Below are 23,351 nucleotides of genomic sequence, written 5' to 3' on the forward strand. Positions count from 1 at the left end.
ATGTCACGGTTTGGCGTCCTCCGGGGCAAGTTTCAGCGCGCCGCGCCGGATCTCGAACAGCATAATACCGGTGGCCACCGCGAGATTGAGCGAATCGGCCCGCCCGGCCTGTGGAATCCGCAGTAGCCTGTCGCAGCTTTCGGCCAGGCTGTCTGGCAGGCCCTGCTGTTCGTTGCCCATCATCAGCAGCACCGGGCCTTTGGAAAAGTCGACCGAACGGTAGTCGACCGCACCCTTCAGGTGCGTGCCGGCGACGAGACCGGGAAAGCTTTTTCGCCAGGCCAGAAAGGTTTCCGGCGTCGCCTTGGCGACCGGCACGGCGAAGATCGAGCCCATGGTGGCGCGCACGGTCTCGACGGAAAAAGGATCGGTGGTCTCGCCGACCAGGATGACGCCCTTGGCGCCGACGGCATCGACGGTGCGGATGACGGTTCCGAGATTGCCGGGGTCACGCACACGATCGAGCGCCACCCAGACGTCGCCGTCTTGAGCGCGGATGTCTTTCAGCGGCAGGATCTTTTGTGAGAAGACGCCGACCACCATTTGCGGGTTGTCGCGACGGGTGATGGCGACGAGCACTTTTTCCGAAACTTCGAGCACGGTGCCGCCGGCGGCGACGGTGCGCGCCGCGACTTTTTCGACCGCCGCATTGCCGCGCCCAGCTTTGGCGAAGACCAGCGTCCGGATCGACCAGCCGAGGTCGAGCGCGTCGATGACCAGCTTCAGCCCCTCGGCCATGAAGGCGTTCTGCTGGTCGCGGAATTTCTTCAGCGCCAGTGCCTTGATGTCCTTGATCAACGGATTGGCGAGACTAGTGACTTCCTTCACTTGCCCTGGCGCGCCTGCGTGCCGCTCACTCATTCAGGCCACCCAGCGCGAGAACAGCGACGTGGACAGCGCCCGGCCGGCGGATTTCTCGCGGATGATCAGCTCGCCCGATTCGACCGTGCCGCCCATGCCTGCGAAAGTGTCGCGCATCAAGGCATGGATGGCGAAGAAGGAAGCGCGGATCGAGTAGGCCGTCAGCACGACAGCAAGCGGCTTCGGCGTCAGGATCGAGCGGCAGAGGTCGGTCAGATCAGGCAGGTCCTCGAACAATTGCCAGACCTCGCCCTTTGGGCCGCGGCCATAGGCGGGCGGATCGAACAGGATAATGTCGTAACGGCTGCCGCGGCGCTCCTCGCGCTCAGCGAATTTCATGGCGTCGTCGACGATCCAACGGATCGGCTTGCTGCCGAGCCCTGCCATCTCCTGGTTCTCCCTAGCCCAGCCGATCGCCTTTTTGGACGCATCGACATGGGTGACCTCGGCGCCGGCACGTGCCGCCACCAGCGAGGCAAGGCCGGTATAGCCGAAGAGGTTCAGCACCTTGACCGGCCGTTTCGCTGCCGCGATCAGCCCGGCCATGTGGTCCCAGTGCGAGGCCTGCTCGGGGAAGACGCCGACATGGCGAAACGAGGTGAAGCGGCCGAGATAATCGATGCCCTCATGCTTCATCGGCCAGGTCTCGCCGAGCGGCGTCCTCGGGAAACGCCAGCGGCCGATGCCTTCCTCGTCGGTATCGCCGGTGAAAATGGCGTCGGCGCGATCCCAATCTTTGGCCGGCAACGCCTTTTGCCAGATTGCCTGGCCTTCGGGCCGAACGATGCGATAGGGCCCGTATTGCTCGAGCTTCTGCCCGGCGCCGCTGTCGAGCAGCGCGTAGTCGGCGTTGGGCGCCACTTCAAGGATTACTGGAAGACGTTCGGCGGGCAGGGCGCCGTCGCGGCGGGAAAGGACGCCCGGCCCGGCTTTCGGCTCGGTGCGGTTGCCCGATGCACCAGTTCCGCGCGGTTCCGCTCCGCCCTTTGCGAACTGATGTGGGCGGCTGTCGCGGCGTTTGTCGCGAAAAGGTTTCAAAGAAGAGCGTCTCCGGGGCGACTTGGCCCGCTTCTGCCACAGCACATTCACCGGTGCAACAAACGCGGTCGCTGGAGGTTTCCGAAACGGTCAGCCGCGCTTGATCCAAAGCAGGGCGACAACCAGCGATACAAAACCGACGGCCTTGAAGCCGGCGACGATCATATGGCCGGTTTCCCAGCGCAGCCGGATCGCCTCGAAATTTTCCGGGATCGGTCCCGGCACCCAGGTGGCCAAAACATCGTTCGCAGGCTTAACCAGAGCTGACCACATCGCAAGAGCCGCCGCAAAGAGCACAGCAGCGGCCAATGCGAACCAGAACGCCGGGCGGTCATTGCGCAGCATCCATGCAAGAAGCCCCGGACAACCGATCGCTGCCACATCAAGCGGCGCGCCAATGACGGCAAACAACTGGAACTGGGCGTTGAACACGGTCGCCTCACGCCAGAGAGAAGGCGGCCATTTCGTCAGCCGGGGGACCGATTCCAGGACATGGGCGAAGGATGGTCCAAGGCTGAGCGCGGCGACGACGGCGGCCAAGATCGACCAGAACAGCAAGAACCCGCGTATCTCCATAACGTCCGAACAACGGCGTCATGCGGGAGATGTTCCCGTCCGAACGGGGACAGGGAGTGAGGGAATAAGGGAATAGGGAAAGTATGACTGGCACGAAGCCGCACGGTTGGTATGGCTCCCCTACTCCCCTACTCCCCTACTCCCCTACTCCCCTACTCCCCTACTCTTGAGTGCCTTGTACACTGCAATGCCGGCGGCGAGGTCTTCGAGGGCCGCACCGACCGACTTGAATAGGGTGATCTCACCGGGGCTCTGCCGGCCTTTCTTCTCACCGCGCGCCAATTCATGCAGGTCGGCGACGATGGCTTGGGCCTTTAGCACGCCCGAGGCCAGCGGCTGGACGATGTCGCCCGCCTCCTTGGTGGCGCCTGCCCGGGTATCGACATAGACGCGGGCGCGCGCAATCGCATCGTCGTCGCTTTCGCGCATACCAGGCGTGAAGCCGCCGACCAGATCGACATGGGTTCCCGGCTTCAACAGCGCGCCCTTGATCAGCGGCGTGGTCGTGATTGTCGCCGACGAAACGATGTCGGCCAAGCCGAGTTCGGCGTCGAGATCGCTTGCGGCGGTGGCTGCAAAACCCTCGGCGCGCAATTTCGCCGCGACCTTCTCGGCATTGGCCGACGTGCGGTTCCAGATGCGGATCGTCGTGATCGGCCGCACCGCTGAGTGCGCCTTGGCGAGGAACGGCGACAGCGCGCCGGCGCCGACCACCAGCAGCCGTGAAGCGTCCTCGCGGGCCAGATAGGAGGCGGCCAGCGCAGAGGCGCAGGCCGTACGCCACTGCGTCAGCCGCTGGCCGTCGATCATGGCTTCGGGCTCGCCGGTGGCGCCATCGAGCAGGAGGTAGAGCCCCATCACCGCGGGTTTGCCTGCGGCGTTGTTGTCGGGCGACACCGTGACGATCTTGACGCCGATATGGCCGCCCGCCGACGTGCCGGCCGCATTGAAGTCGGTCCAGGCCGGCATCAACAGCAGGGTCGATGCTGCGCCGTCAGGCCGTTCGACCGTATGGTGATGTCTGACCGGTTGTACCGCACCATCGCGAAAGGCGGCGCGCAGCGTCTCGACCAGTCCGGGAAAGGTCAGCGCGTGATCAACCTCGGCGGCCGAAATGGTCAGCATGAGAAGCTCCGCGGCGGGAAAGCGCTGTCGGCGTTCAGCTCGTCGGCTTCGGCAAGGCCGGGCCTTGTGGCGCAGCCGGTGCGCGGCTGACCGCCTGGCGCAGGTTCTCAGCCTCGACGCCGCGCTGGCGTGCCAGCTTGCGATAGCGGCCCTGCTTGACCCAGGTCGCCAGGCTGCCGACGACCATGCCGATGGCGAGAGCCAGGAACAGGAAGATGAAAAGCGGCAGCGTCATCGTCAGTGCCGGATTGCCGGGATTGAACGGGTCCAGGGTGAAGGCTACCGGATCGCGGTTGGCGACGGCCAACGCAATCAGGATGACAGCCAGCGGCACGAAGACCACGATGAGCATGAAGCGATTGAACATGGAATTTCCTGTCGAAGGCGGCTCTACCGAAGGCCGGGTTCGGCTGAAAGGCCGGCACGGCGGATGAGCCTGCGCGGCGTTTATTTGCCGCTGTTCAGCCTTTCACGCAATTCCTTGCCGGTCTTGAAGAACGGCACCCATTTCTCCTCGACCTCGACGGATTCGCCGGTGCGCGGATTGCGACCGGTGCGGGCGGGGCGGTTTTTCACCGAGAAAGCACCGAAACCGCGCAGCTCGACCCGGTTGCCTTCGGCAAGCGCGTCGGTGATCTCGTCAAAAATCGCGCCGACAATGTTTTCGACGTCGCGCAGGAAAAGGTGCGGGTTGCGTGTGGCGATGATCTGCACAAGTTCGGATTTGATCATGAGAAGGCTCCCCGTGAAAACAGTGCGGTCAAATTATGAGGATGATTTTATTTGCTTTTTCACTCGTCTCAAGGGTGCCAGACGGAAACGAGACCGTCAAGAAACAAGCGGTTGGCGCCAAGTTCGTGAATAATGTCGCTGCCATAGTCGGGAAGGCCGAGCGCACTGCCGATGGTTCGCGCCATCGCCTTCGAGAACAGGAAGCCGCCGCCTTCCGTATCCTTCCACTCCACCACTTTGAGTTTGGCGTCCACGCCCTTGGTTGCAAGCCAGTCGATCGCTTCGGTTTCGCCGCCGACCGCGTCGACCAATTTGTTGGCAACAGCCTGCCGGCCGGTGAAGATCGATCCGTCGGCCAGCGCCAGCGCCTCCGGCTTGGTCATGTTGCGGCGTTCGGCGACGATGCCGACGAACCAGTCGTAGCTGTCCAGGATGAGCTTGCGGACCATGGTGCGCTCATCGTCATTGGTCGGCTTGAAAGGCGATGGCGAGGCTTTCAACGGCGAGGATTTCACTTCCTCGAGCTTGATGCCGAGCTTGTCCATAAGGCCGCTGACGTCCGGATACTGAATCAGCACGCCGATCGATCCGACGATCGAGGATTGGCGCGCGACGATATGATCGGCCGCGGTGGCGATCATGTAGCCCGCCGATGCGGCCAGTGTGCCGACCTGTGCCACCACCGGCTTTTCGGCGGCCAGCTTGCGCACCTCCTCATAGATCGATTCGCCTCCGACGGTGGTGCCGCCCGGCGAATCGATCGACAGGATCACGGCTTTCACCCTCGATGATTGACGGATGTCATCCAGCCGTTTGATCAGGTCTTCGTCTTCGGTGATGGTGCCCTCGATCTTGACCTTGGCGATATGGTCGACCGCCACGCCGGTGAATTCGCCACCGTAAATCCAGGTCGAAAGGGCGATCAGCCCAGCCGCTGCGACAACAAGCGCTGCGACGCGCCAGAATGTCAGCTTGCGGCGCAAGCGGCGGCGGTCGATCAGGTCGTCGGCTCTCAGTGCCATGGTCAGCCTCATAGTCGGTGGGAGCAGATGCTTTTAAAGCAACCATCCGCGTCCGGCTACCGATTCCTGACGAGCATGCGACCGAGACAGAGTTTCCTGAGACCCGAGCCGGCCTTTCAAGGAGTCATCAAGACCAGTCCGAGAGGCCCTAACGCTGTCCGCTTGTATCTGGTATGACATGCAAGTTGTGCCGGTTTCATTCGTTTGTGCAACAGCAACCGTCACACTTTTGCGGTTTTCCTCCGCTTGTGCTTGCTTGAGGGCGTCGGCATCCCACCTATAGGGTGCTTGGCGGCAGGGGTTAAAAAGAAAGCAGTTATGTTAGCGCGACCGATCGAACCGACCAACACCGAGACGGAGTTGGCCCCCCCGGACGTAGGCCCGGCGCGGGTCGACGCCTTCGGCATTGCCCAGCGCCATTCGCGCCGCGTGCGTATCTTGAAACTGGCGGTGCCGCTGGTCGCTGCCGCGATCGCGATCGCCTTCCCGGTCTATTCCTATCTCGCGGCGCCTGTCTCGATCCAGATCCAGGCCGATGGCAGCGCCTTCTCTGATGGCAAGCTGGTGATGGCCAACCCCAAGCTCAACGGGTTCACCAAGCAGAAACTGCCCTATTCCATGACCGCCTTGCGCGCCATACAGGACGTGAGCAAGCAAGGCATCATCGATCTGGAGGGCATCGACGCCAAGCTGCCGCTCTCGGCCGACAATGTGGCGGCCGTCAATGCCTCGCACGGCACCTACAATCGCGATGGCAACACGATGAGCCTGACCAGCGATGTCACCATAACCACCACCGATGGCTTGGAGGCAAAGTTCAAATCGGTCTTTCTTGACATGGGCGAAGGCACTATGAAGACGAATGATCCGGTCGACGTCAGCCGCGCCGGGTCGCGGATCACCGCGGATTCGATGTCGATCCAGGACAACGGCAAGATCGTGGTTTTCGAGAACAAAGTGCGTGTCAACATCGATCCCGCCAGCTTGAAGGCGGCAGAGGCAATAGGCGGAGCATCCAATGCGGTTCAGTAGTTCGACACGGCTCGTGACCGCGGCTTCGGCGTTGCCGGCCCTTGGACTGGCCTTGGGGATGGCTCTGGGGCTGGGCTTGGGGATAGCACCGGCCCTGGCGCAGTCCAAGGCCACCAGCCAGCTGTCGGGCCTCAAACTGTCCGGCGACAAGCCGATCCAGATCGAAAGCGACAAGCTCGAGGTCCGCCAGGCGGACAGCGTCGCGGTGTTCACAGGCAATGTAAGCGTCGTCCAGGGCCCGACCGTGCTCAAGGCCGGCAAGATGACCGTTTTTTACGCCAAGGATGCCGGCGCTGCCGCCAAGGGCGTGGAGGCCGCCGGTGCCGCGATGACCGGCTCGGCCAACATCGACCGCCTGGAAGTTGACAACAAGGTCTACATCAAATCGGACGACCAGGTCGCCACGGGCGACCGCGGCACTTTCGATATGAAGACGGAGGTGCTGGTGCTCTCGGGCGGCAAGGTCGTGCTTTCGCAAGGCGACAATGTGCTGGTCGGCTGCAAACTGACCGTGCAGATGAAGAGCGGCCTGGCCCAGGTCGATGCCTGCGGGGGCCGCGTCATGATGTCGATCACGCCGCCGAAGTCGGGAGCAGCGAATCCCTGATGGTCGAGGTAACATCGCTGATGGCGCGTCTTTCAGGGCGCGCCGACAGCAAACTTGCGGCACCGGCCACGGTCGCCGATACGGCGAAGTTCAAAGGGACCTTGATCGCGAAGGGCCTGACCAAGAGCTACAAAGGCCGCAAAGTCGTCAGCGGCGTGACGATTGGCGTGCGCGCTGGCGAGGCGGTCGGGTTGCTCGGTCCCAACGGCGCCGGCAAGACGACCTGCTTCTACATGGTTACCGGCCTGGTGCCGGTCGATGAAGGCACGATCGAAATCGATGGCTTCGATGTCACTTCGATGCCGATGTATCGCCGCGCCCGCCTCGGCATCGGCTACCTTCCGCAGGAAGCATCGATCTTTCGCGGCCTAACCGTCGAGCAAAACATCCGGGCCGTGCTCGAAGTGGTCGAAAAGAGCCGCAAGGAGCGCGAACGCAGTCTCGACGCACTGCTTGAGGAGTTTCACATCAGCCATCTGCGCAAGGCTCCATCTATGTCGCTTTCCGGCGGCGAGCGGCGGCGCCTGGAAATCGCGCGCGCGCTGGCGACCCGCCCCGCCTACATGCTGCTCGACGAACCTTTCGCCGGCATCGATCCGATCGCCGTCGCCGATATCCAGCAACTCGTGCGCCATCTGACGGCGCGGGGCATCGGCGTGCTCATCACCGATCACAATGTGCGTGAGACGCTTGGCCTGATCGACCGCGCCTACATCATCCATGCCGGCCAGGTGCTAACCCATGGCCGGGCCGACGAAGTGGTCGCAAACCCTGATGTGCGGCGGCTTTATCTCGGTGAGGGATTTACGCTCTGAGCGTGAATATTTCTATCTGAACGGATTTTTGACGCGAGACAGGCCCTTTTCTCCGATTTCTCGTCCGAATAACGCGCCGACAGGCGAGTTTTGATCGCCGTCGCCTTGACAAGCAAAAGCCGGGCCAGTTTCTATGCCCAACTCCTTCCGGGCAATCCGGATGCGTAGACAGGGCGTTTAAACCGAACCATGGCGTTGGCGGCAAAACTACAGCTACGACAATCCCAGTCGCTGGTGATGACGCCGCAGCTGATGCAGTCGATACGGCTGCTGCAGTTCACCCATATCGAGCTGGAACGTTTTATCGACGACGAGATCGAGCGCAATCCTCTGCTCGAGCGCGCCGAGCCGCAGGACGATGCCGTCAGCGACCAGACGCAGAAGATCGACGCTGCGCCGGAAATAGCCCCCGGCGGCGATTGGTTCGAGACGGAAACGGCGTGGAGCGCCGAGGCTATCTCGGAAAAGCTCGATACTTCGCTGGAAAACCTGTTCCCCGACGACCCGGGTACCAGCGAGCGGCTCGGTCCCGACCTGACGGCCCAATGGAAGTCGGCCTCCGGCAATGGTTCGGCGTCCTCCTCCGACGGCTTCGACGTCGCAGATATGGCCGCCGCCGCCATCACGCTGCGCGAGCATGTCGGCGAACAGGTCGCGCTTGCCTTCGCCGACCCGGCAGCACGCTTGATCGCCAGCGAACTGGCCGATGGGCTCGACGAGGCCGGCTATATGCGTGCCGACATGGCAGAGATCGCCGCCCGTCTCGGCACCGACAGGATGGCGGTGACGAATGCACTCGCGGTCTGCCAGACATTCGAGCCCGCCGGCATCTTTGCGCGCGATCTCGCCGAATGCCTGTCGCTGCAGCTTGCCGTCCGCGACCGGCTCGATCCGGCGATGAAGGCCTTGATCGCCAACCTCGAACTCCTGGCGCGGCGCGATTTCCAGACCCTGAAACGGATTTGTGGGGTGGACGAGGAGGATCTGCTCGACATGCTGGCCGAGATCCGTGCGCTCGATCCACGCCCGGGGATGGCGTTTTCGGGCGGCGCCAGCGACGCGATCGTCGCCGATGTCGAAGTGCGGGCAGCCAATGACGGGAGCTGGGTGGTCGAACTCAACTCCGAAACGCTGCCGCGCGTGCTGGTCGACCATATCTATTTTGCCCAGGTTTCACCGCATGCGAAGAACCAGACGGAAAAGGATTTTCTGGCGGAGTGCCTGCAAAACGCCAACTGGCTGACGCGCAGCCTCGACCAGCGGGCGAAGACCATTCTTAAGGTCGCCTCGGAGATCGTGCGCCAGCAGGACGCTTTCCTCGTCCACGGCGTGCGACAGCTGAAGCCGCTCAATCTGCGCACGGTGGCCGATGCGATCGGCATGCACGAATCGACCGTCAGCCGGGTCACCGCCAACAAGTACATGCTGACGCCGCGCGGCGTGTTCGAACTGCGCTATTTCTTCACAGCCTCGATCGCGTCGTCGGGTGGCGGCGACGCGCATTCGTCGGAGGCGGTGCGCGACCGCATCAAGCAGTTGATCGACGAGGAGAAACCTGTCGACGTGCTTTCCGACGACGCCATTGTGGATATGTTGCGGGAAAGTGGCGTTGACATCGCCAGGCGCACGGTCGCCAAGTATCGGGAGGGCATGAATATTCCCTCGTCGGTGCAGCGGCGGCGTGAAAAACGCGCTTTGGCCAGCGCCGGGCGTTGATCTCAGGCGGAATTTCCACAGCTTTCGCGCTTCATTGACAAGCCGCGATGAAGTGGCTAGAAGCCCGCCCGCATGAGACGGGTTACTGCCCGCATGCGGATGGTCCGTCATGACGTTGGCCACGGGACGGTCAAGAAGGCGGCTTGTGATCAACCGGAAAGTTCGGATTTAAAATCGGCGCAAGTGACGCCGCAAAGCTTGTGCGCACAGACCACGGGTATAAACTCGGGACAGTTTGAAGCCTGAGCAAGGAAGGTCAGTTTTCAGATGACACTGCGCATATCGGGAAAACACATGGATATCGGCGATGCGTTCCGTACGCGCATCAACGACCGTGTCGGAGAAGTGATCGGCAAATATTTCGATCGGGGCTTTTCAGGGCAAATCGTCGTCGTCAAATCGGGGTCGCGCTACACGGCCGATTGCATGATCAGGCTGGATTCCGGCGCTTCGCTGCAGGCGACCGGCGAAGCCCAGGATCCGACGCTTGCTTTCGAGGCCGCGGCGGATCGCTTTGAAACCCGCCTTCGGCGCTACAAGCGTCGGCTGAAGTCGCACAATTCAGGCAACGCCAATGGCGAACCCACCGACATCGCCTATACGGTGATGGCGCCGCTTGCCGACGACGATGAGGACATACCGGAGAATTTCGCGCCGGCCATCGTCGCCGAATCGACCATGACGCTGCGGACCATGTCGGTGGCATCAGCCGTGATCGAACTCGATGCCAAGGACAGCCCGGTCCTCGTCTTCCGCAATGCTGGAAACGAGCATCTCAACATCGTCTATCGCCGGCCGGACGGAAATATCGGCTGGATCGATCCGTCTACGACCAAGGTCTCGCAGGGATGACGACCCGGGGCCGCACAGGGATGACGACCCGGGGTCGCACAGGGATGACGACCAAGGTCGCATCGAGATGACGGCCAAGGCCGCACTGGGATAAGCAGCCAGCCGCACGCGTGAGTGAGGGCTGGCGACGGCAGGCGAACAAGGGATTTCAAGTATGGATCTGAGCGATCTTATCAACGTTCCGGCGATCTTGCCGGCGTTGAAGGCGAACTCCAAGAAGCAACTGCTGCAAATGCTGTCCGAAAGGGCGGCGGCGATTTCCGGCATTCCGGAACGGGAGGTGTTCGACACCATCCTGCAGCGCGAACGGCTGGGCTCCACCGGTGTCGGCAACGGCATCGCCATTCCGCATGGCAAGCTGGCCGGGGTGAAGCGGATCGCCGGGGTTTTCGCCCGGCTGGAGACGCCGGTCGATTTCGAGGCGCTGGACGACCAGCCGGTCGATCTGGTGTTCCTGCTTCTGGCGCCCGAAGGCGCCGGCGCCGACCACCTCAAGGCGCTGTCGCGCATCGCGCGGGTGCTGCGCGACGCCGACACGGTGGCCAAGATCAGGGGCACCCGCGACGCTGCAGCGATCCACGCGCTTTTATCGGACACGCAGGCCTCGCACGCGGCCTGAGCTTTTTTGATCAGATCCGTTCAAGGGCCGCCGCGAGCGGCCCTGTCCGTTTCTAACCAGATCACTGTGCGTAATTAGTGGATGGCGACCGGTGTAAGATCGTTTTCCAGGGCACCTGCCAGCGCCCGGTCACGGGCGTCGGAAAGCAGGATCGGCTGGCCATTGGCGGCAAACAGGGCCCAAAGTTCCAGGCCGGGCGCGATTTCGCCAAGGCCCGGGAAACGGCCGCGCAGATCGTCGCTCGACACTTTCCTGAGATAGGCGACCGAGCCTTCGCCGAGATGGGCGAATTCGCCGCTGGTCATGATGAGATTTTCGTCAGTTCTGGTCATTTCAAGCCTCCTTGGCGCGAGGACGCCGTTCAAGGCCGCCCCGCATGAGAGCCATCGGTGAAGATCAGTCTTTCACCGATATGTTTATTTTCCGTACCAGCCGTTCGGACTCGGGCCGATCGAGATCGATCGACAAAAGGCCGTTCTTCAGCTCCGCTGCGATCACCCGCATGCCGTCGGCCAGCACGAAACAGCGCTGGAACTGGCGCGCGGCGATGCCGCGATGAAGAAATTCGCGCTCGGTGTCGTCGTTCTGACGGCCGCGCACGACCAACTGGTTCTCCTCCGTGGTCACATCGAGATCGCTTTCGGCGAAACCGGCGACGGCTAGCGTGATGCGCAGCCTTTCGGCCTTGCCGTCGGCGCCGCTGAGGCGCTCGATGTTGTAGGGAGGGTAACTGTCACCCGACTTCGCCAGACGCTCCAGGGTCTTTTCCATGGCGTCGAAGCCCAGGAGAAGCGGGCTGGAAAAGGGCGTCATTCGGCTCATGTTACACTGTCCTCTCAAGAGCGACATAAAGTGGAAAAACCCGGATGGCATTTTTCCCGATGGTCTTGATATGGTCCGCCGCGCGGTCAAGTTCAAGCCGTCAAAAGCCCCGCCCAAAAAGACTCCCTAAACAAGGAATTGAAATGCCCCAATCCCGCAAGATCATCATCGACACGGATCCCGGCCAGGATGATGCCGTCGCCATATTGCTGGCGCTTGGCAGCGCCGAGCTGGAAATCGTCGGCATGACCGCCGTCGCCGGCAACGTGCCGCTGAGGCTGACCGAAAAGAATGCACGCAAGATCTGCGAACTGGCCGGCAGGCCAGACATCAAGGTCTATGCCGGCGCCATCCGGCCGCTGGCGCGTGAACTGGTTACCGCCGAGGAAGTGCATGGCGAGACCGGCCTCAACGGACCGCAATTGCCCGAACCGACAATGAAACTGCAGGACCAGTACGCGGTCGATTTCATCGTCGAGACGCTGATGAAGGAAGAGCGCGGCACGATCACGCTCTGTGCGCTCGGACCGCTCACCAATATCGCGCTGGCGCTGATCCGCGAGCCGAAGATCGCGCCGCGCATCAAGGAAATCGTACTGATGGGCGGCGGCTTCTTCGAAGGCGGCAATGTCACGCCGACCGCCGAATTCAACATCTATGTCGACCCGCATGCCGCCAATGTCGTGTTCAAATCGGGCATTCCGATCGTCATGATGCCGCTCGACGTCACCCACAAGGCGCTGACCACGGCCAAGCGCACCCAGGCCTTCCGCAAGCTCGGCACGAGGGTCGGCACGGCCACGGCGGAGATGCTGGAGTTCTTCGAGCGCTTCGACGAGGAGAAATACGGCACCGATGGCGGACCGCTGCACGACCCCTGCGTCATCGCCTATCTGTTGAAGCCGGAGCTGTTCAGCGGCCGCAACTGCAACGTCACCGTGGAAACCGCCTCGGAGCTCACCATGGGCATGACCGTGATCGACTGGTGGGGCGTGACCAAGCGGCCGAAGAACGCCATGGTGATGCGCGACATCGACCATGATGCGTTTTTCGCGCTGCTGCTGGAACGGCTGAGGCGGCTTTAAGGCCGCTCACTCGCGGAGCAGTCGATAGGTTTCAGTACCGTTCTGACGGTGGTGTCGCTCGATCGAGACTTGCGAGCCGATGGCTCGGGGCGCGCTTGCGTCGCCATACACAAACACCAGGAGGTTGTTTTCGTCGAGGCGGATTCCGTACAGGTAGCGGGGTCTGCCGCCGATCGCGCCTTCGGGATTTGGAGAAGCATTGAGGACGCTGACCACAGCGCCTGTCAGGCGTGCGACATCGACGATGGGGCTGCTCCGCCTGGCAATCAGTGCGCCGATTGCCAGAATGCAGATGCCCACCACAAGGGCAGTGATGATGATGCCTCGGAGGTTTTCCCGCAGTATCAGCAAGGTGAGGGCCAGCCGCGCTCTTGCCATGCGGTCAACCTGCAAACCGGTAGGAGACCGAACCGTTGTCGCGCGTGACGCGCTCTATGCTTGCACGCGAGCCGATCAGATGCGGGCGCTTGTCCTTGATGAGAACAGACGGACCGTTCTCGATAGAGACCAGATAGATGCCGACGCGGTTCCACTGGACACTTCTGACCATTGCGTCGACGGTGTCGACCGACCGGATCGGGCTGGCGTTATTCGTCCATTTGTGCGGATCGAGAGCCAACACCGCCGCAAACAAAGCAACGATCAGGATCACGCCGATCGCGTGCCTTTTCACATCCGCAAAAGTCCATGGCACCGGCATGAATCCCCAACCGTCGATTCATGTGGTGCACAGAAGGCCGACTTTCAATCGGCCTTCCTGTTCAGGAGATTGCTGTTTGCGTCCTAGCTCTCGGCAGTCGTTACTTCGCCTTCGAAAACGCCAGCCACAACCCGCCGCCGACTAGGAAACTGCCGCTGATCCTCGACAGCAGCTTGACGCGGCTGGCCGACAGCAGGCGTCCGGCACGGCCGGCGGCCAGCGCGTAGGTCGAATCCGACACGGCGGCGAAGATCATGGCGGTGAGGCCCATGACGCCGATCTGCAATGCGTAATTGCCTTCAGGGGCGATGAACTGCGGAAAGAAGGCGCCGAAGAACACCAGCGTCTTGGGATTGCTGACCGCCACCAGCAGGCCCTGCAGGAAAAAGCCGCCGCGCGGTGTTTTCGCCGATCCGTCGGCGTTCAACTTGCCCTTGGAGCGGAACATCTGCACGCCCATCCAGATCAGATAGGCGGCGCCGATCAGCCTGACCCATTCGAACCAATGGCCCATTCCCGCGATCAGCGAGGTCAATCCGATGCCGACAATGGCGATCATGATCGCCAGCCCGGCCTGGGTGCCGGCGACGTTGGCGAGGCCGGCGCGGGAGCCATGGCGGATGCTGTTGGCGATGATCAGCGTGACCGTCGGTCCAGGCACCAGGATAATGACGATGCAGGCAACGACATAGGTAGCGTAAAGTTCCAGCGACATGGTTTTCCTCGACAGTATGCGGCTTGCGATGCGGCCGAGGGTGATCAATGCATGACAGGAGCGCGGGTGCAAGCCGGCAGCCTGTGTCGCTGGCAACCTTGATCTGGATTTAGGCTCCGGCCTGCCACGGTAGCGTCGTCTCATAGGCCGCCGCCGCTTTCAGCACGGCCATGTCGCCGCGCGGCCGCCCGATCAATTGCATGCCCATCGGCCTGCCTCTGGCATCGAAGCCCGCTGGGACGTTGACCGCCGGGCAGCCGCCCAGCGTGGCGAACGCTGAAACCTGCATCCAGCGGTGATAACTGTCCATGGCACGCCCCGCCACCTCCGTTGGCCAGTGGGTGACGACATCGAAAGGAAAGACCTGTGCGGTCGGCAGCGCGACGAGATCGAACCGGTCGAAGAGCGACAGCAGCAGTCGATGCCAGGACGAGCGCCTCACCGTGGCGGCGTGGATCTGCGGCGCCGTGAGGCGCAGTGCATGTTCCACCTCCCACACGGCTTCCGGCTTTAGAAGACTGCGTTTCAAGGGGTCGTCGTAATGCGCCTTGAGCGCACAGCCGCTGCTCGCCTGGCGAAGCGTCACAAAGGCCTGCCACAGCGCTTCGAAGTCGAAATCCGGCACCAGCGCTTCGGTCTGAAAGGATGTGTCGGCGAATCGGCCGAGAGCGGCCTCGCAAAGATCAAGAATGCCTGTTTCAACCGGCAGATGGCCGCCGAGATCACCGAGCCAGGCAATGCGCCCGCCAGTCGCCGGCGTTTCCAGCCGTTGCAGGAACGAGCCATGCTTGTGATGTGAGAGCGGCGCGCGGGGGTCGTAGCCGGCCTGCTCGTCGAGCAGCAACGCCATGTCGCGCACGCTGCGGCCCATCGGCCCTTCGACGCCCATTTGTGCGTGAAAGACGTCGAGGTCGGGGCCGGCCGGGACAAGCCCCTGCGACGGACGGAAACCATAGACATTGTTGTAGGCGGCCGGGTTGCGCAGCGAGCCGCCAAAGTCGCTGCCATCGGCGACAGGAAGCATGTGGAGTGCCAGTGCGACGGCAGCGCCGCCGCTCGATCCGCCGGCGGTCAAGGCCGGGTCGAACGCGTTGAGCGTCGGGCCGAACACGGTGTTGTAGGTGTTGGAGCCAAGCCCGAATTCGGGAACGTTGGTCTTGCCGATGATGATGGCGCCGGCCTTGCGGACGCGTTCGACGAAAAAATCATCCTCTTGGGGAACGAAATCGGCGAAGATTGGCGAGCCGAAGCTGGTCCTAAGGCCCTTGGTCTGCGCGAGATCCTTGATGGCGATCGGCAGGCCGAACAGGGCGCCGGCATTTCCCGCATGCGCCAGATGCGCGTCTGCCTGGTCAGCCTCGCGCAAAATGTCGGCACGATCGCGCAGCGAGACGATGGCGTTGACCAGCGGGTTCACTGCGTCGATCCGATCGAGAAATGCCGTCACCACCTCGCGCACGGAAAGCTGCCGGCGCCGGATCGCGCCGGCAAGGTCCACGGCGGACAGGCGACAGATGTCACCGGCAGGCGGCACGGCGTGTTTCGTGGCAGGACGCATGGCTCTCACCTAGCTGGCGGATTTTTGTAGCGCCGCGTCGACTTCCCTGGCCAGCGGGATCGCCGGCTGGGCGCCGGGTTTCAAACAAGCGAGCGAGCCGGCAGCGGCGGCGCGGGCGAGCGCCTGATCGAGCGGCAGGCCCGATGACAGTCCGGCGGCGAAATAGCCGCAAAACGTGTCGCCGGCGCCGACTGTGTCGACCGGAGTGATCTTCAGCGCCGGAACCATCAGAAGATCGGCTGGCGTGGCAGCCAGGACACCGTCACCGCCGAGCGTGACGACGATTGTGCGGCCGGTCTTGCCGGCGTAGTCGCGCATCCGCGCCGGGCGGTCGCGGCCGCTCAGTGACAATGCCTCGCCATAGAGGTCGAATTCGGTTTCATTGGCGACGACATAGTCGGCCTTGCCGAGGAAGGCGGCCGCCTCTGCGCGGAACGGTGCCGTGTTCAGCACGGTGACCGCGCCTGCCGCCCGTGCCGCGTCCAGTGCTGCATCGACGGTCTGCAGCGGGATCTCCTGCTGCAGAAGCACGACATCGCCCTTTTTCATGAAGGCCTTGGAAAGGTCGCCCGTCACGACCGAATCATTGGCGCCCGGCACCACGGCGATGACGTTCTCGCCGTCGTCGGCGACCATGATCAATGCGGTGCCGGTGGAGGCGAAGGTTTCACCGACACCGGACAGGTCGATCTTGCCGTCCCGCAGCAGCGCCAGCGCTTCGGTGGCGAAGTTGTCCTTGCCGACCGCGCCGACCATGCGCACCTTAGCGCCGGCGCGCGCGGCAGCCAGCGCCTGGTTGGCGCCCTTGCCGCCGGGAGCGGTGGTGAAACCGGAGCCCCGAACCGTCTCGCCCGGTGCGGGCAAGCGGTCGACATTGGCGATAAGGTCGAGATTGATCGAGCCGACAACGATAATCAAGGAAGGCCTCCTGCTGATGGCGGGAAGCTAGCCCGGAAGGCGGTTGCTTGCCAGAGCGAACGGTCATTTCGCGAATCAACGAAAAACACCGGCGAAAGCGTCTCGCCGGTGTCGCAAGGTCTGCTGGGTATCAGCGCACGCTGTGAACTATTTCAAGGCGCGACCTGTCCCGCTTCCCAGCCAAGGATGGCGCGTTTGCGGGTGAGGCCCCAGTGATAGCCGGTGAGCGCGCCGGACTTGCCGAGAGCCCGGTGGCACGGCACCACGAAGGACATCGGATTGGCGCCGACCGCGGCACCCACCGCCCGGCTGGCGTTCGGTGCGCCGATGCGGGCGGCGATCGAGGAATAGGTGCAGGCTTTGCCCATCGGAATGCGCAGCAGGGCTTCCCAGACGCGGACCTGGAAATCGGTGCCGATCATAACGACGCGCAACGGCTGGTCGGCGCGCCACAGCGCCGGATCAAAGACGCGCGCGGCATAGGGCGCCGTCGCGGCCATGTCCTCGACATAGTTTGCGTTCGGCCAGCGGCTGGACATGTCGGCGAAGGCCGCACGCTCGCCGCCGGCATCGCTGAAGGCGAGGCCGGCAAGGCCGCGGTCGGTGACCATGATCAGGGCGATGCCGAAAGGCGAGATGTGATAGCCGTAGCGGATCGTCAGCCCGGCGCCGCGCGTCTTGTAGTCGCCCGGCGACATCGCCTCGTGGGTGACAAAAAGGTCGTGCAGCCGGCCAGGGCCTGACATGCCGACCTCGAAAGAAGCCTCGAGCAGCGGCATGCCCGAATCGAGCAGTTTGCGCGCGTGGTCGAGCGTGACGGCCTGGAGGAAGGCCTTGGGCGACAGGCCGGCCCAGCGGGTGAAGAGCTTCTGCAGGCCGGTTGGCGTTTCACCAACTTCCTCGGCCAGGACCTCGAGCGATGGCTGGTCACGGTAGTCAAGGCTGATCTTCTCGATCGCGCGCCGAACAACTTCGTAGTCACCGCCTTCGGGCGTGATGTCTTTCTTCAGAATAGCGGTCTGTGCGTTCATGGGACTGTCTCCTTGACCGCGAATATCGCCCTTCGCGGCGCCGATCACCACCCGAAACTTGCCTTCTCCAGGCATGTACCCAAATAGAGTCGGCTTCATGCTGAGGGAGGACAATGTTGGCCGGTGAAAAGGTGCACCTCACCAAGGAAAAGGAGACGCTGCTCATCACTGTCTATGGCAAGGCGCTGGAAAGCCGGCTCCCCAACTCGCTTCTGAAAGACCATTTCGCGGACGAGGCGGTTCGCCGGATCGACTATGATTTCTCCAGGCTGAAGGTCGACGACAATCTCGGCGTCAGCTTGGCGATCAGAGCGAAGACGCTGGACGACTGGACTTCGGCCTTTCTGGCGAAGAACCCGAACGCCGTCGTGCTGCACCTCGGCTGCGGGCTCGACACGCGGATATTCCGCATCGATCCGCCATCCGGCGTGGACTGGTTCGACGTCGATTATCCCGAGGTCATCGAGCTCAGGCGCAAACTCTATCCGCCGCGTGACCATTACCGCCTGATCGCTTCGTCAGTCACTGAACCGGGCTGGCTGGACGAGGTGCCTCGCGATCGTCCGGCCATGGTCGTGGCGGAGGGCCTGACCCCCTACCTTACCGCCGACGAGGGCCCAAGACTGTTTTCGCGGCTTGTGTCGCATCTGGCCAGCGGTGAACTTGTCTGTGACGCTTATAGTGATCTGGGTCTGAAGTTCGTGCGTCTCAGCCCCTCGTTCCGTGCCACCGGAGCCGAAATCCACTGGGCCATCAACGATCCGCGCGCATTGGAGCAAGCGGCGCCCGGCCTGCGGCTGGTGGAGGAGACCATGGCCTACAAGCCCGAACACGCCGCCCGTGTAAGTTGGTTCGCCGGGCTGATCTTTCGCCTCTGGAGCCACATTCCGGCTCTTCGGAGGGTTGGCAGGCTGTTGCGGTTTCGGTTTTGATCAGCGCGCCTTCGCAGTCGCCAGTGCCCTCGAAAAAGCGGTGGCAAAGCTCTCGCGGTCGTCGGGATTGAGGAAGCCGCCGATCGGCACATTCTGGCCTTGCGCTTCCACCGCCATCCTGGTGATGCCGATCTCGGCGTGGCGGGCGACCGAAAAACGCGCCCAGAACGGGTTGAAGCGATGCGCTTCCAATTTACCTGACGGCGCCGTCTTGCGGATGTCGAGACTGGTGCGCGAGACCGACACCTCCTCGCGGGCGCGGGCGGCACGATAGTTGGCGCGAAAGGCGATGTAGACGGCGATGACGTCGAGACCGAGGAAGCCGAACACCGGCCAGGCGCCACGCGACAGGAAAAACGCTCCAGTCACCAACGAGCCGAACAGCAGAGCGCCCATCAGGATGGCAAAGCCGGTCTTGCCCAGCGACCGATGTGGCGTCAGCAACGCCTCGAAGAATGGCTCGTCAGCCTGAAATGAGGCGTTTGTATCGCTCATGGCGGGATATTATAGGAAGGGGATGGCGAACCCCAAGTCCAAAAATTCCTCCACACCCAAAAACGACTTGCCCCGCGTCCGACGCGACGGCTCAACTGCCAAGCCGCGCGCCCGGCCGGTGCGGTCGCTCTACAGCCCGGCCGAGGTGCACGAGATTTTCCGACGCTTTTCCGTTCAGCGGCCCGAGCCGAAGGGCGAACTCGAACATATCAACGCCTTCACATTGCTGGTGGCGGTGGTGCTTTCGGCGCAGGCGACCGATGTCGGCGTCAACAAGGCGACGCGGGCGCTGTTCAAGGTCGCCGACACGCCGCAAAAGATGCTGGCGCTCGGCGAAGCCAAGGTCGGCGATTATATCCGCACCATCGGGCTTTGGCGCAACAAGGCCAAGAACGTCATCGCGCTGTCTGAAGCGCTGATCCGCGATCATGACGGCGAGGTGCCTGATGACCGCGACCAACTGGTCAAGCTGCCGGGCGTCGGCCGTAAGACCGCCAATGTCGTGCTCAACATGGCATTCGGCCAGCATACGATGGCGGTCGACACACACATTTTCCGCATCGGCAACCGGCTGGGGCTGGCGCCGGGCAAGACGCCGGAACAGGTCGAGCAGGGGTTGTTGAGGATCATTCCGGACGAATATATGCGCCACGCCCATCACTGGCTGATCCTGCATGGGCGCTATGTCTGCAAGGCGCGCAAGCCGGATTGTCCGGTCTGCGTCATCGCCGATATCTGCAAGGCTGACGAAAAGACGAATGATGTGCCGGCGCCGCTGGTCGAGATTGCACCACTCGAACCGGTAGGCGAAATTCAATAGCCGTAGCCGCGCGCCATCGCCGCCGCGAAGACCGGGATCAGCAGGAAGATCAACGCCTCGGCGCGAACATATGTTCGAACCGACGCGAGTTGCGCGGCCGGCACCTGAAAACCGGGGCTGGCCGAGGCCTGCCTGCTCCAGGAGCCGAAGCGGACGGTCGGGATGATCGACAGCAGGCCGACGATGACGAAGGCTGCCATCTTTGCCCAGAACACCCAGTTGTAGACGTAGAATTCCCAGCCCTTCAGGCCGTAGATGACGCGGGCGATGCCGACGATGACGATCAACATGGCGATGATGCCGTAATGGCGGTCGATGCCGACAAGCCGCCGGAGCGTCGCGGCGGGCAGATCGCCGCGGATCAGGACAAATTCGGCGCCGATGATGCCTGCCAGTGAAAACACCAGCAGGTGATGAAAGATGGCAAGCAGAAGGTCGGTGGTATCCATGCCCATTTCCCTCCGTTGGACGGCACAGCGGACGCTGAATCAGCTGCTGGTGAAAAGTAGCATCGCTGGACAGGATTCACATTGGGCTGGAAGATGATCTGCACAGGCTTTGGCTCTTGTCTGGTGGAGACAATTTGGATCTCTGCCGCATATCGCTGTCCCCAAAATCACCGAGCGCTGGGCAACACGCACTAAGCACACAGGCAACCGCAACCGAGGCATGACACATGGGTAATCCGCAGGCGCTCGTCGCTCCCGTCATCGAAACGCCGCGCACCGTGCTGCGGCCGCACCGGCTCGATGATTTCGACCCCTATGTCGCCATGTGGGCCGATCCGGTCGTCACCCGCTTCATCGGCGGCAAGCCGCGGACGCGAGAGGAAAGCTGGATGCGCTTCCTGCGCCATTCGGGCCTGTGGTCGCTGCTGGGCTACGGCTTCTGGGCGATCGAGGATAGGGAATCCGGCCGCTTCATCGGTGAGGCCGGCTTTCACGACCTGAAGCGCGATATGGTGCCGTCAATCGAGGGCGTTCCGGAAGCTGGTTGGGCACTCATCCCGGCTGCCCACGGAATGGGTTTCGCCAGCGAGGTCGTCGGAAGGGTTCTCGCCTGGGGCGACGAAGCATTCGGGCGCGCAAGGACCGTCTGCATCATCGATCCGGAAAACACCGGTTCGCGGAACGTCGCGGCAAAATGTGGTTACAAGGAAGTGCTGCGAACCACCTATCACGACACCGCGACGATCCTGCTGGAACGGCAGCCTTGAGGGTGTTTCCTGTCATCCCGTCGTTCTGGCTGCCGTTTCGGTACCGGCTTTACGAGCCGCCTGTTCGAGCATCGAGGCGTCTTGGCCGAAAGCGCGGGTGGCGCGCGCGGCCGCCTCGATCAGCGGATTTTTCATGCGCTGGAGAAAGGCCGCGTCGACGCGTGTGCTCGGGCCGGACAGCGTCAATGCGCCGAGCAAGGCCTGCCCCGGCCCGAACACCGGTGCCGAGACGCCCGCCGTCTCGGGGTCGCGATCGCCGACCGACAAACAGTGATAGGTTTCGCGGATCGTCTCGTAAGGCTCTCCCTGCTGACCTGAAAACGCCGCAAGCACGCGGCCGCCCGAACCGGCCAGCAAGGGCAGCACGTCGCCTTCCCGTATGGTGTAGCGAATCGGGTGCTTGGACTCGACACGATAGAGACAGGTGCGGACATCGCCCGAGCGGACGTAGAACGCGACGCTTTCCCAGCTTCGGTCGGCCAGATCGCGCATGATTGGCAGCAGGATATCGATCGCCACGACCGAGCGCTGGTACAGGGCGCCCAACCGGAAGGTGGCAGGGCCGACACGGTAGCGGCCGTCATCGAGGCGCTCCAGCAGCTGCCCGCGCAATAGTGAGTTCGCCAGCCTCAGGATGGTGCTCTTGTAGAGGCCGGTCCGCGCCGCGATTTCGGCCAAGCTGAGCGAGCGGTCAGCGGCGGCGAAAGCATCGAGGATGACGATCGCACGATCCAGCGCCGCAACACCGTCGCTCGAGGCAGGCTTGGGTTGTGTCACGGTCATCTGCTTGACCACGTCGTTCCGTTCTCCGTTGGACAGAAAGCGCCAATCGAAACAATGTGCCGCATGCGGACAGTTCTGTCTAGCAGAATGGTGTTCCTGTTGACAGAACGATGCAAAGACTGCATGAATTTTTGTCGAGCGGGTCTGAATTCAGGCTACGTTGCTGGCAGGCACCAGAGGAGGTGTCGTGATTGGAGGAATCCCATGCTGAACAGACGCAGATTTCTAATGAGCACCGCTGCTGCCGGCGCAGCCGGTTTCGCAGCGTTCCATCTCTCGCCCGCATTCGCGCAGGATGCGCCGCAGATCCAGATCTTCGTGCCTGCAGCGCCCGGCGGCGGCTGGGACCAGACCGCGCGCACGATGGACCAGGTGCTGCGCAGCGAGAAGCTGATCTCCGGTTCTCAGATCACCAATGTCGGAGGCGCCGGCGGCACAGTCGGCCTGCCGCAGTTCATCAGCCAGTGGAATGGCAAGGGCAATTCGCTGATGGTGGCCGGCATGGTCATGGTTGGCGCCATTATCGCCAACAAATCGGCCAACAATCTCACTGAAGTCACGCCGATCGCCCGGCTCACCGGCGAGTTCGAGGCGCTTGTGGTGCCGGCGGCCTCGCCGTTCAAGACAGCGGCGGATTTCGTCGCCGCCCTCAAAGCCGATCCGACCAAGGTTCCGGTGGCCGGCGGTTCGGCCGGCGGTTCGGACCACATATTGTTCGGTCTTATCGCGAAGACGGCCGGTGTTCCGGCAGCCAACCTCTCCTACGTGCCATTCGCCGGCGGCGGCGAGGCGCTGTCGGCGCTGCTCGGCAACCAGGTCGCGGCCGGCATCTCGGGCTTTGGCGAGTTCTCAGAACAGGTCAAGGCAGGCGCGCTTCGGCTGCTCGCCATTTCCGCGGACAAGCGCCAGGAAGGCATTGACGCGCCGACGCTGAAGGAGGCCGGCATCGATGTCGAACTGTTCAACTGGCGCGGCGTCTTCGCACCGCCGGGCGTTTCCGACGCCGACAAGGCGGCGATGGTCACGCTGGTCGAGACCATGGCCAAAAGCGATGCCTGGGCCACCGAATGCAAAAACCGCAACTGGACCCAAATCCTGCTCACCGGCGATGACTATGCAAAATTTCTCGCCGAAGACACGACTCGGATCACGGCCATCCTCAAGGACCTTGGCCTTGCCTGATACCTCGGAAAGGGGTGGCCTGCGCCACTCCTTTCCTATGTTCGCCAGCCGCATGGACATACGATCCAGCGCGGGTGAAACTGCGATGAGGCCGGCTGT

At 62.9% G+C, this 23,351-nt stretch carries 29 protein-coding genes; 11 read left to right on the forward strand and 18 right to left on the reverse strand.

Translation table 11 applies throughout. From position 1 onward, the window contains the following. Nucleotides 1-3: 3 nt before the first annotated feature. From ABID19_RS27700 to sppA, 7 genes are all read right to left on the reverse strand, one after another. Nucleotides 4-861, reverse strand: coding sequence for a TrmH family RNA methyltransferase (locus tag ABID19_RS27700; protein WP_354494079.1), 858 nt, complete (start codon nt 859-861; stop codon nt 4-6). After that, complete coding sequence (locus ABID19_RS27705; protein ID WP_354494080.1) at nt 862-1,899, reverse strand: class I SAM-dependent rRNA methyltransferase; 1,038 nt, start codon at nt 1,897-1,899, stop codon at nt 862-864. Nucleotides 1,900-1,989: 90 nt separating this feature from the next. After that, nucleotides 1,990-2,475 carry a DUF1772 domain-containing protein gene (locus ABID19_RS27710; protein WP_354494081.1) on the reverse strand — a complete coding sequence of 162 codons (486 nt, stop codon included), beginning with the start codon at nt 2,473-2,475 and terminating at the stop codon, nt 1,990-1,992. 144 nt (nt 2,476-2,619) lie between these two features. Next, a complete protein-coding gene (gene lhpI, locus ABID19_RS27715) occupies nt 2,620-3,600 on the reverse strand; it encodes a bifunctional Delta(1)-pyrroline-2-carboxylate/Delta(1)-piperideine-2-carboxylate reductase (protein ID WP_354494082.1) in 981 nt (326 codons plus the stop codon). 34 nt (nt 3,601-3,634) lie between these two features. Beyond that, nucleotides 3,635-3,967: a lipopolysaccharide assembly protein LapA domain-containing protein gene (locus tag ABID19_RS27720; RefSeq protein WP_126104883.1), complete on the reverse strand. Its 333-nt coding sequence runs from the start codon at nt 3,965-3,967 to the stop codon at nt 3,635-3,637. 80 nt (nt 3,968-4,047) lie between these two features. Then, complete coding sequence (locus ABID19_RS27725; RefSeq protein WP_023797441.1) at nt 4,048-4,332, reverse strand: integration host factor subunit beta; 285 nt, start codon at nt 4,330-4,332, stop codon at nt 4,048-4,050. Between the two features lie 68 nt (nt 4,333-4,400). After that, complete coding sequence (gene sppA / locus ABID19_RS27730) at nt 4,401-5,354, reverse strand: signal peptide peptidase SppA (RefSeq protein WP_354494083.1); 954 nt, start codon at nt 5,352-5,354, stop codon at nt 4,401-4,403. Nucleotides 5,355-5,672: 318 nt separating this feature from the next. Between sppA and lptC the strand changes: the two genes are divergently transcribed. The 6 genes from lptC (at nt 5,673) to ptsN (ending at nt 10,995) form a co-directional block, all read left to right on the forward strand. Next, nucleotides 5,673-6,386, forward strand: a complete 714-nt coding sequence (gene lptC, locus ABID19_RS27735) for an LPS export ABC transporter periplasmic protein LptC (protein WP_354494084.1) — start codon at nt 5,673-5,675, stop codon at nt 6,384-6,386. Next, the gene (locus ABID19_RS27740) at nt 6,373-6,993 is read left to right on the forward strand and encodes an LptA/OstA family protein (RefSeq protein WP_354494085.1); all 621 of its coding nucleotides are present in this window, start codon (nt 6,373-6,375) and stop codon (nt 6,991-6,993) included. Before lptC ends, ABID19_RS27740 begins: the two co-directional genes overlap by 14 nt. Beyond that, the gene (lptB, locus tag ABID19_RS27745) at nt 6,993-7,808 is read left to right on the forward strand and encodes an LPS export ABC transporter ATP-binding protein (RefSeq protein WP_354494086.1); all 816 of its coding nucleotides are present in this window, start codon (nt 6,993-6,995) and stop codon (nt 7,806-7,808) included. The genes ABID19_RS27740 and lptB overlap by 1 nt, the downstream gene beginning before the upstream one ends. A 189-nt stretch (nt 7,809-7,997) precedes the next feature. Further along, nucleotides 7,998-9,524: an RNA polymerase factor sigma-54 gene (rpoN, locus tag ABID19_RS27750; RefSeq protein WP_354494087.1), complete on the forward strand. Its 1,527-nt coding sequence runs from the start codon at nt 7,998-8,000 to the stop codon at nt 9,522-9,524. A 267-nt stretch (nt 9,525-9,791) separates the two neighbouring features. Beyond that, nucleotides 9,792-10,376, forward strand: coding sequence for a ribosome hibernation-promoting factor, HPF/YfiA family (hpf, locus tag ABID19_RS27755; RefSeq protein ID WP_354494088.1), 585 nt, complete (start codon nt 9,792-9,794; stop codon nt 10,374-10,376). Between the two features lie 154 nt (nt 10,377-10,530). Beyond that, complete coding sequence (gene ptsN, locus ABID19_RS27760) at nt 10,531-10,995, forward strand: PTS IIA-like nitrogen regulatory protein PtsN (protein ID WP_095488401.1); 465 nt, start codon at nt 10,531-10,533, stop codon at nt 10,993-10,995. 74 nt (nt 10,996-11,069) lie between these two features. Here the strand turns inward: ptsN and ABID19_RS27765 are convergent, their stop codons facing one another. Further along, the gene (locus tag ABID19_RS27765; RefSeq protein WP_258122204.1) at nt 11,070-11,327 is read right to left on the reverse strand and encodes a BQ00720 family protein; all 258 of its coding nucleotides are present in this window, start codon (nt 11,325-11,327) and stop codon (nt 11,070-11,072) included. Between the two features lie 64 nt (nt 11,328-11,391). Then, nucleotides 11,392-11,817: an Hsp20 family protein gene (locus tag ABID19_RS27770; protein ID WP_352935401.1), complete on the reverse strand. Its 426-nt coding sequence runs from the start codon at nt 11,815-11,817 to the stop codon at nt 11,392-11,394. Nucleotides 11,818-11,960: 143 nt separating this feature from the next. On the opposite strand from ABID19_RS27770, the gene ABID19_RS27775 reads away from it, so the two are divergent. Then, nucleotides 11,961-12,902 (forward strand): nucleoside hydrolase, encoded by a 942-nt coding sequence (locus tag ABID19_RS27775; protein ID WP_354494089.1) that lies wholly within the window; start codon nt 11,961-11,963, stop codon nt 12,900-12,902. Between the two features lie 6 nt (nt 12,903-12,908). On the opposite strand, the gene ABID19_RS27780 is transcribed toward ABID19_RS27775, so the two are convergent. The 6 genes from ABID19_RS27780 to ABID19_RS27805 form a co-directional block, all read right to left on the reverse strand. Further along, entirely contained in the window at nt 12,909-13,280 is a 372-nt protein-coding gene (locus ABID19_RS27780) for a hypothetical protein (protein ID WP_354494090.1), read from the reverse strand. Nucleotides 13,281-13,284: 4 nt separating this feature from the next. Beyond that, nucleotides 13,285-13,575, reverse strand: coding sequence for a hypothetical protein (locus tag ABID19_RS27785; protein WP_354494091.1), 291 nt, complete (start codon nt 13,573-13,575; stop codon nt 13,285-13,287). Nucleotides 13,576-13,702: 127 nt separating this feature from the next. Continuing rightward, complete coding sequence (locus ABID19_RS27790; protein WP_352935395.1) at nt 13,703-14,317, reverse strand: LysE family translocator; 615 nt, start codon at nt 14,315-14,317, stop codon at nt 13,703-13,705. Between the two features lie 109 nt (nt 14,318-14,426). After that, a complete protein-coding gene (locus ABID19_RS27795) occupies nt 14,427-15,875 on the reverse strand; it encodes an amidase (protein WP_354494092.1) in 1,449 nt (482 codons plus the stop codon). Between the two features lie 9 nt (nt 15,876-15,884). Continuing rightward, on the reverse strand, nt 15,885-16,793 hold the full coding sequence (locus ABID19_RS27800) for a ribokinase (RefSeq protein WP_354494093.1): 909 nt from the start codon (nt 16,791-16,793) through the stop codon (nt 15,885-15,887). A 152-nt stretch (nt 16,794-16,945) separates the two neighbouring features. Further along, entirely contained in the window at nt 16,946-17,824 is an 879-nt protein-coding gene (locus ABID19_RS27805; protein WP_354494094.1) for a methylated-DNA--[protein]-cysteine S-methyltransferase, read from the reverse strand. Nucleotides 17,825-17,937: 113 nt separating this feature from the next. Here ABID19_RS27805 and ABID19_RS27810 point away from each other — a divergent pair, with 113 nt between their 5' ends. Beyond that, a complete protein-coding gene (locus tag ABID19_RS27810) occupies nt 17,938-18,756 on the forward strand; it encodes a class I SAM-dependent methyltransferase (protein WP_354494095.1) in 819 nt (272 codons plus the stop codon). Here ABID19_RS27810 and ABID19_RS27815 read toward each other — a convergent pair whose 3' ends face one another. Continuing rightward, a complete protein-coding gene (locus ABID19_RS27815) occupies nt 18,757-19,251 on the reverse strand; it encodes a DUF2244 domain-containing protein (protein ID WP_352935386.1) in 495 nt (164 codons plus the stop codon). It lies immediately after the preceding gene. A gap of 22 nt (nt 19,252-19,273) precedes the next feature. Here ABID19_RS27815 and nth point away from each other — a divergent pair, with 22 nt between their 5' ends. Further along, nucleotides 19,274-20,071, forward strand: a complete 798-nt coding sequence (nth, locus tag ABID19_RS27820) for an endonuclease III (RefSeq protein ID WP_354494096.1) — start codon at nt 19,274-19,276, stop codon at nt 20,069-20,071. Here the strand turns inward: nth and ABID19_RS27825 are convergent. After that, on the reverse strand, nt 20,065-20,520 hold the full coding sequence (locus ABID19_RS27825; RefSeq protein WP_354494098.1) for a DUF2214 family protein: 456 nt from the start codon (nt 20,518-20,520) through the stop codon (nt 20,065-20,067). The genes nth and ABID19_RS27825 overlap by 7 nt on opposite strands. A gap of 227 nt (nt 20,521-20,747) precedes the next feature. Between ABID19_RS27825 and ABID19_RS27830 the strand changes: the two genes are divergently transcribed. Next, nucleotides 20,748-21,287 (forward strand): GNAT family N-acetyltransferase, encoded by a 540-nt coding sequence (locus tag ABID19_RS27830; RefSeq protein ID WP_354494099.1) that lies wholly within the window; start codon nt 20,748-20,750, stop codon nt 21,285-21,287. A 12-nt stretch (nt 21,288-21,299) separates the two neighbouring features. On the opposite strand, the gene ABID19_RS27835 is transcribed toward ABID19_RS27830, so the two are convergent. Further along, on the reverse strand, nt 21,300-22,070 hold the full coding sequence (locus ABID19_RS27835) for an IclR family transcriptional regulator (RefSeq protein ID WP_354494100.1): 771 nt from the start codon (nt 22,068-22,070) through the stop codon (nt 21,300-21,302). Between the two features lie 204 nt (nt 22,071-22,274). On the opposite strand from ABID19_RS27835, the gene ABID19_RS27840 reads away from it, so the two are divergent. Beyond that, entirely contained in the window at nt 22,275-23,252 is a 978-nt protein-coding gene (locus tag ABID19_RS27840; RefSeq protein ID WP_354494101.1) for a Bug family tripartite tricarboxylate transporter substrate binding protein, read from the forward strand. Nucleotides 23,253-23,351 lie beyond the last annotated feature (99 nt).

Source organism: Mesorhizobium robiniae, assembly GCF_040545535.1.
In the GTDB taxonomy this organism is placed as follows: Bacteria; Pseudomonadota; Alphaproteobacteria; order Rhizobiales; family Rhizobiaceae; genus Mesorhizobium; species Mesorhizobium robiniae.

What these genes read in the sequence shown, in the direction of transcription:
- lptC (WP_354494084.1), top strand. Translation starts at nt 5,673, where the DNA reads ATGTTAGCGCGACCGATCGAACCGACCAACACCGAGACGGAGTTGGCC.
- ABID19_RS27710 (WP_354494081.1), bottom strand. Translation starts at nt 2,475, where the DNA reads ATGGAGATACGCGGGTTCTTGCTGTTCTGGTCGATCTTGGCCGCCGTC.
- ABID19_RS27825 (WP_354494098.1), bottom strand. Translation starts at nt 20,520, where the DNA reads ATGGATACCACCGACCTTCTGCTTGCCATCTTTCATCACCTGCTGGTG.
- ABID19_RS27740 (WP_354494085.1), top strand. Translation starts at nt 6,373, where the DNA reads ATGCGGTTCAGTAGTTCGACACGGCTCGTGACCGCGGCTTCGGCGTTG.
- ABID19_RS27795 (WP_354494092.1), bottom strand. Translation starts at nt 15,875, where the DNA reads ATGCGTCCTGCCACGAAACACGCCGTGCCGCCTGCCGGTGACATCTGT.
- hpf (WP_354494088.1), top strand. Translation starts at nt 9,792, where the DNA reads ATGACACTGCGCATATCGGGAAAACACATGGATATCGGCGATGCGTTC.
- ABID19_RS27700 (WP_354494079.1), bottom strand. Translation starts at nt 861, where the DNA reads ATGAGTGAGCGGCACGCAGGCGCGCCAGGGCAAGTGAAGGAAGTCACT.
- ABID19_RS27810 (WP_354494095.1), top strand. Translation starts at nt 17,938, where the DNA reads ATGTTGGCCGGTGAAAAGGTGCACCTCACCAAGGAAAAGGAGACGCTG.
- ABID19_RS27835 (WP_354494100.1), bottom strand. Translation starts at nt 22,070, where the DNA reads ATGACCGTGACACAACCCAAGCCTGCCTCGAGCGACGGTGTTGCGGCG.
- sppA (WP_354494083.1), bottom strand. Translation starts at nt 5,354, where the DNA reads ATGGCACTGAGAGCCGACGACCTGATCGACCGCCGCCGCTTGCGCCGC.
- lptB (WP_354494086.1), top strand. Translation starts at nt 6,993, where the DNA reads ATGGTCGAGGTAACATCGCTGATGGCGCGTCTTTCAGGGCGCGCCGAC.
- ABID19_RS27830 (WP_354494099.1), top strand. Translation starts at nt 20,748, where the DNA reads ATGGGTAATCCGCAGGCGCTCGTCGCTCCCGTCATCGAAACGCCGCGC.
- ABID19_RS27780 (WP_354494090.1), bottom strand. Translation starts at nt 13,280, where the DNA reads ATGGCAAGAGCGCGGCTGGCCCTCACCTTGCTGATACTGCGGGAAAAC.
- ABID19_RS27775 (WP_354494089.1), top strand. Translation starts at nt 11,961, where the DNA reads ATGCCCCAATCCCGCAAGATCATCATCGACACGGATCCCGGCCAGGAT.
- ABID19_RS27770 (WP_352935401.1), bottom strand. Translation starts at nt 11,817, where the DNA reads ATGAGCCGAATGACGCCCTTTTCCAGCCCGCTTCTCCTGGGCTTCGAC.
- ABID19_RS27805 (WP_354494094.1), bottom strand. Translation starts at nt 17,824, where the DNA reads ATGAACGCACAGACCGCTATTCTGAAGAAAGACATCACGCCCGAAGGC.
- ptsN (WP_095488401.1), top strand. Translation starts at nt 10,531, where the DNA reads ATGGATCTGAGCGATCTTATCAACGTTCCGGCGATCTTGCCGGCGTTG.
- nth (WP_354494096.1), top strand. Translation starts at nt 19,274, where the DNA reads ATGGCGAACCCCAAGTCCAAAAATTCCTCCACACCCAAAAACGACTTG.
- ABID19_RS27765 (WP_258122204.1), bottom strand. Translation starts at nt 11,327, where the DNA reads ATGACCAGAACTGACGAAAATCTCATCATGACCAGCGGCGAATTCGCC.
- ABID19_RS27840 (WP_354494101.1), top strand. Translation starts at nt 22,275, where the DNA reads ATGCTGAACAGACGCAGATTTCTAATGAGCACCGCTGCTGCCGGCGCA.
- lhpI (WP_354494082.1), bottom strand. Translation starts at nt 3,600, where the DNA reads ATGCTGACCATTTCGGCCGCCGAGGTTGATCACGCGCTGACCTTTCCC.
- rpoN (WP_354494087.1), top strand. Translation starts at nt 7,998, where the DNA reads ATGGCGTTGGCGGCAAAACTACAGCTACGACAATCCCAGTCGCTGGTG.
- ABID19_RS27725 (WP_023797441.1), bottom strand. Translation starts at nt 4,332, where the DNA reads ATGATCAAATCCGAACTTGTGCAGATCATCGCCACACGCAACCCGCAC.
- ABID19_RS27720 (WP_126104883.1), bottom strand. Translation starts at nt 3,967, where the DNA reads ATGTTCAATCGCTTCATGCTCATCGTGGTCTTCGTGCCGCTGGCTGTC.
- ABID19_RS27790 (WP_352935395.1), bottom strand. Translation starts at nt 14,317, where the DNA reads ATGTCGCTGGAACTTTACGCTACCTATGTCGTTGCCTGCATCGTCATT.
- ABID19_RS27815 (WP_352935386.1), bottom strand. Translation starts at nt 19,251, where the DNA reads ATGAGCGATACAAACGCCTCATTTCAGGCTGACGAGCCATTCTTCGAG.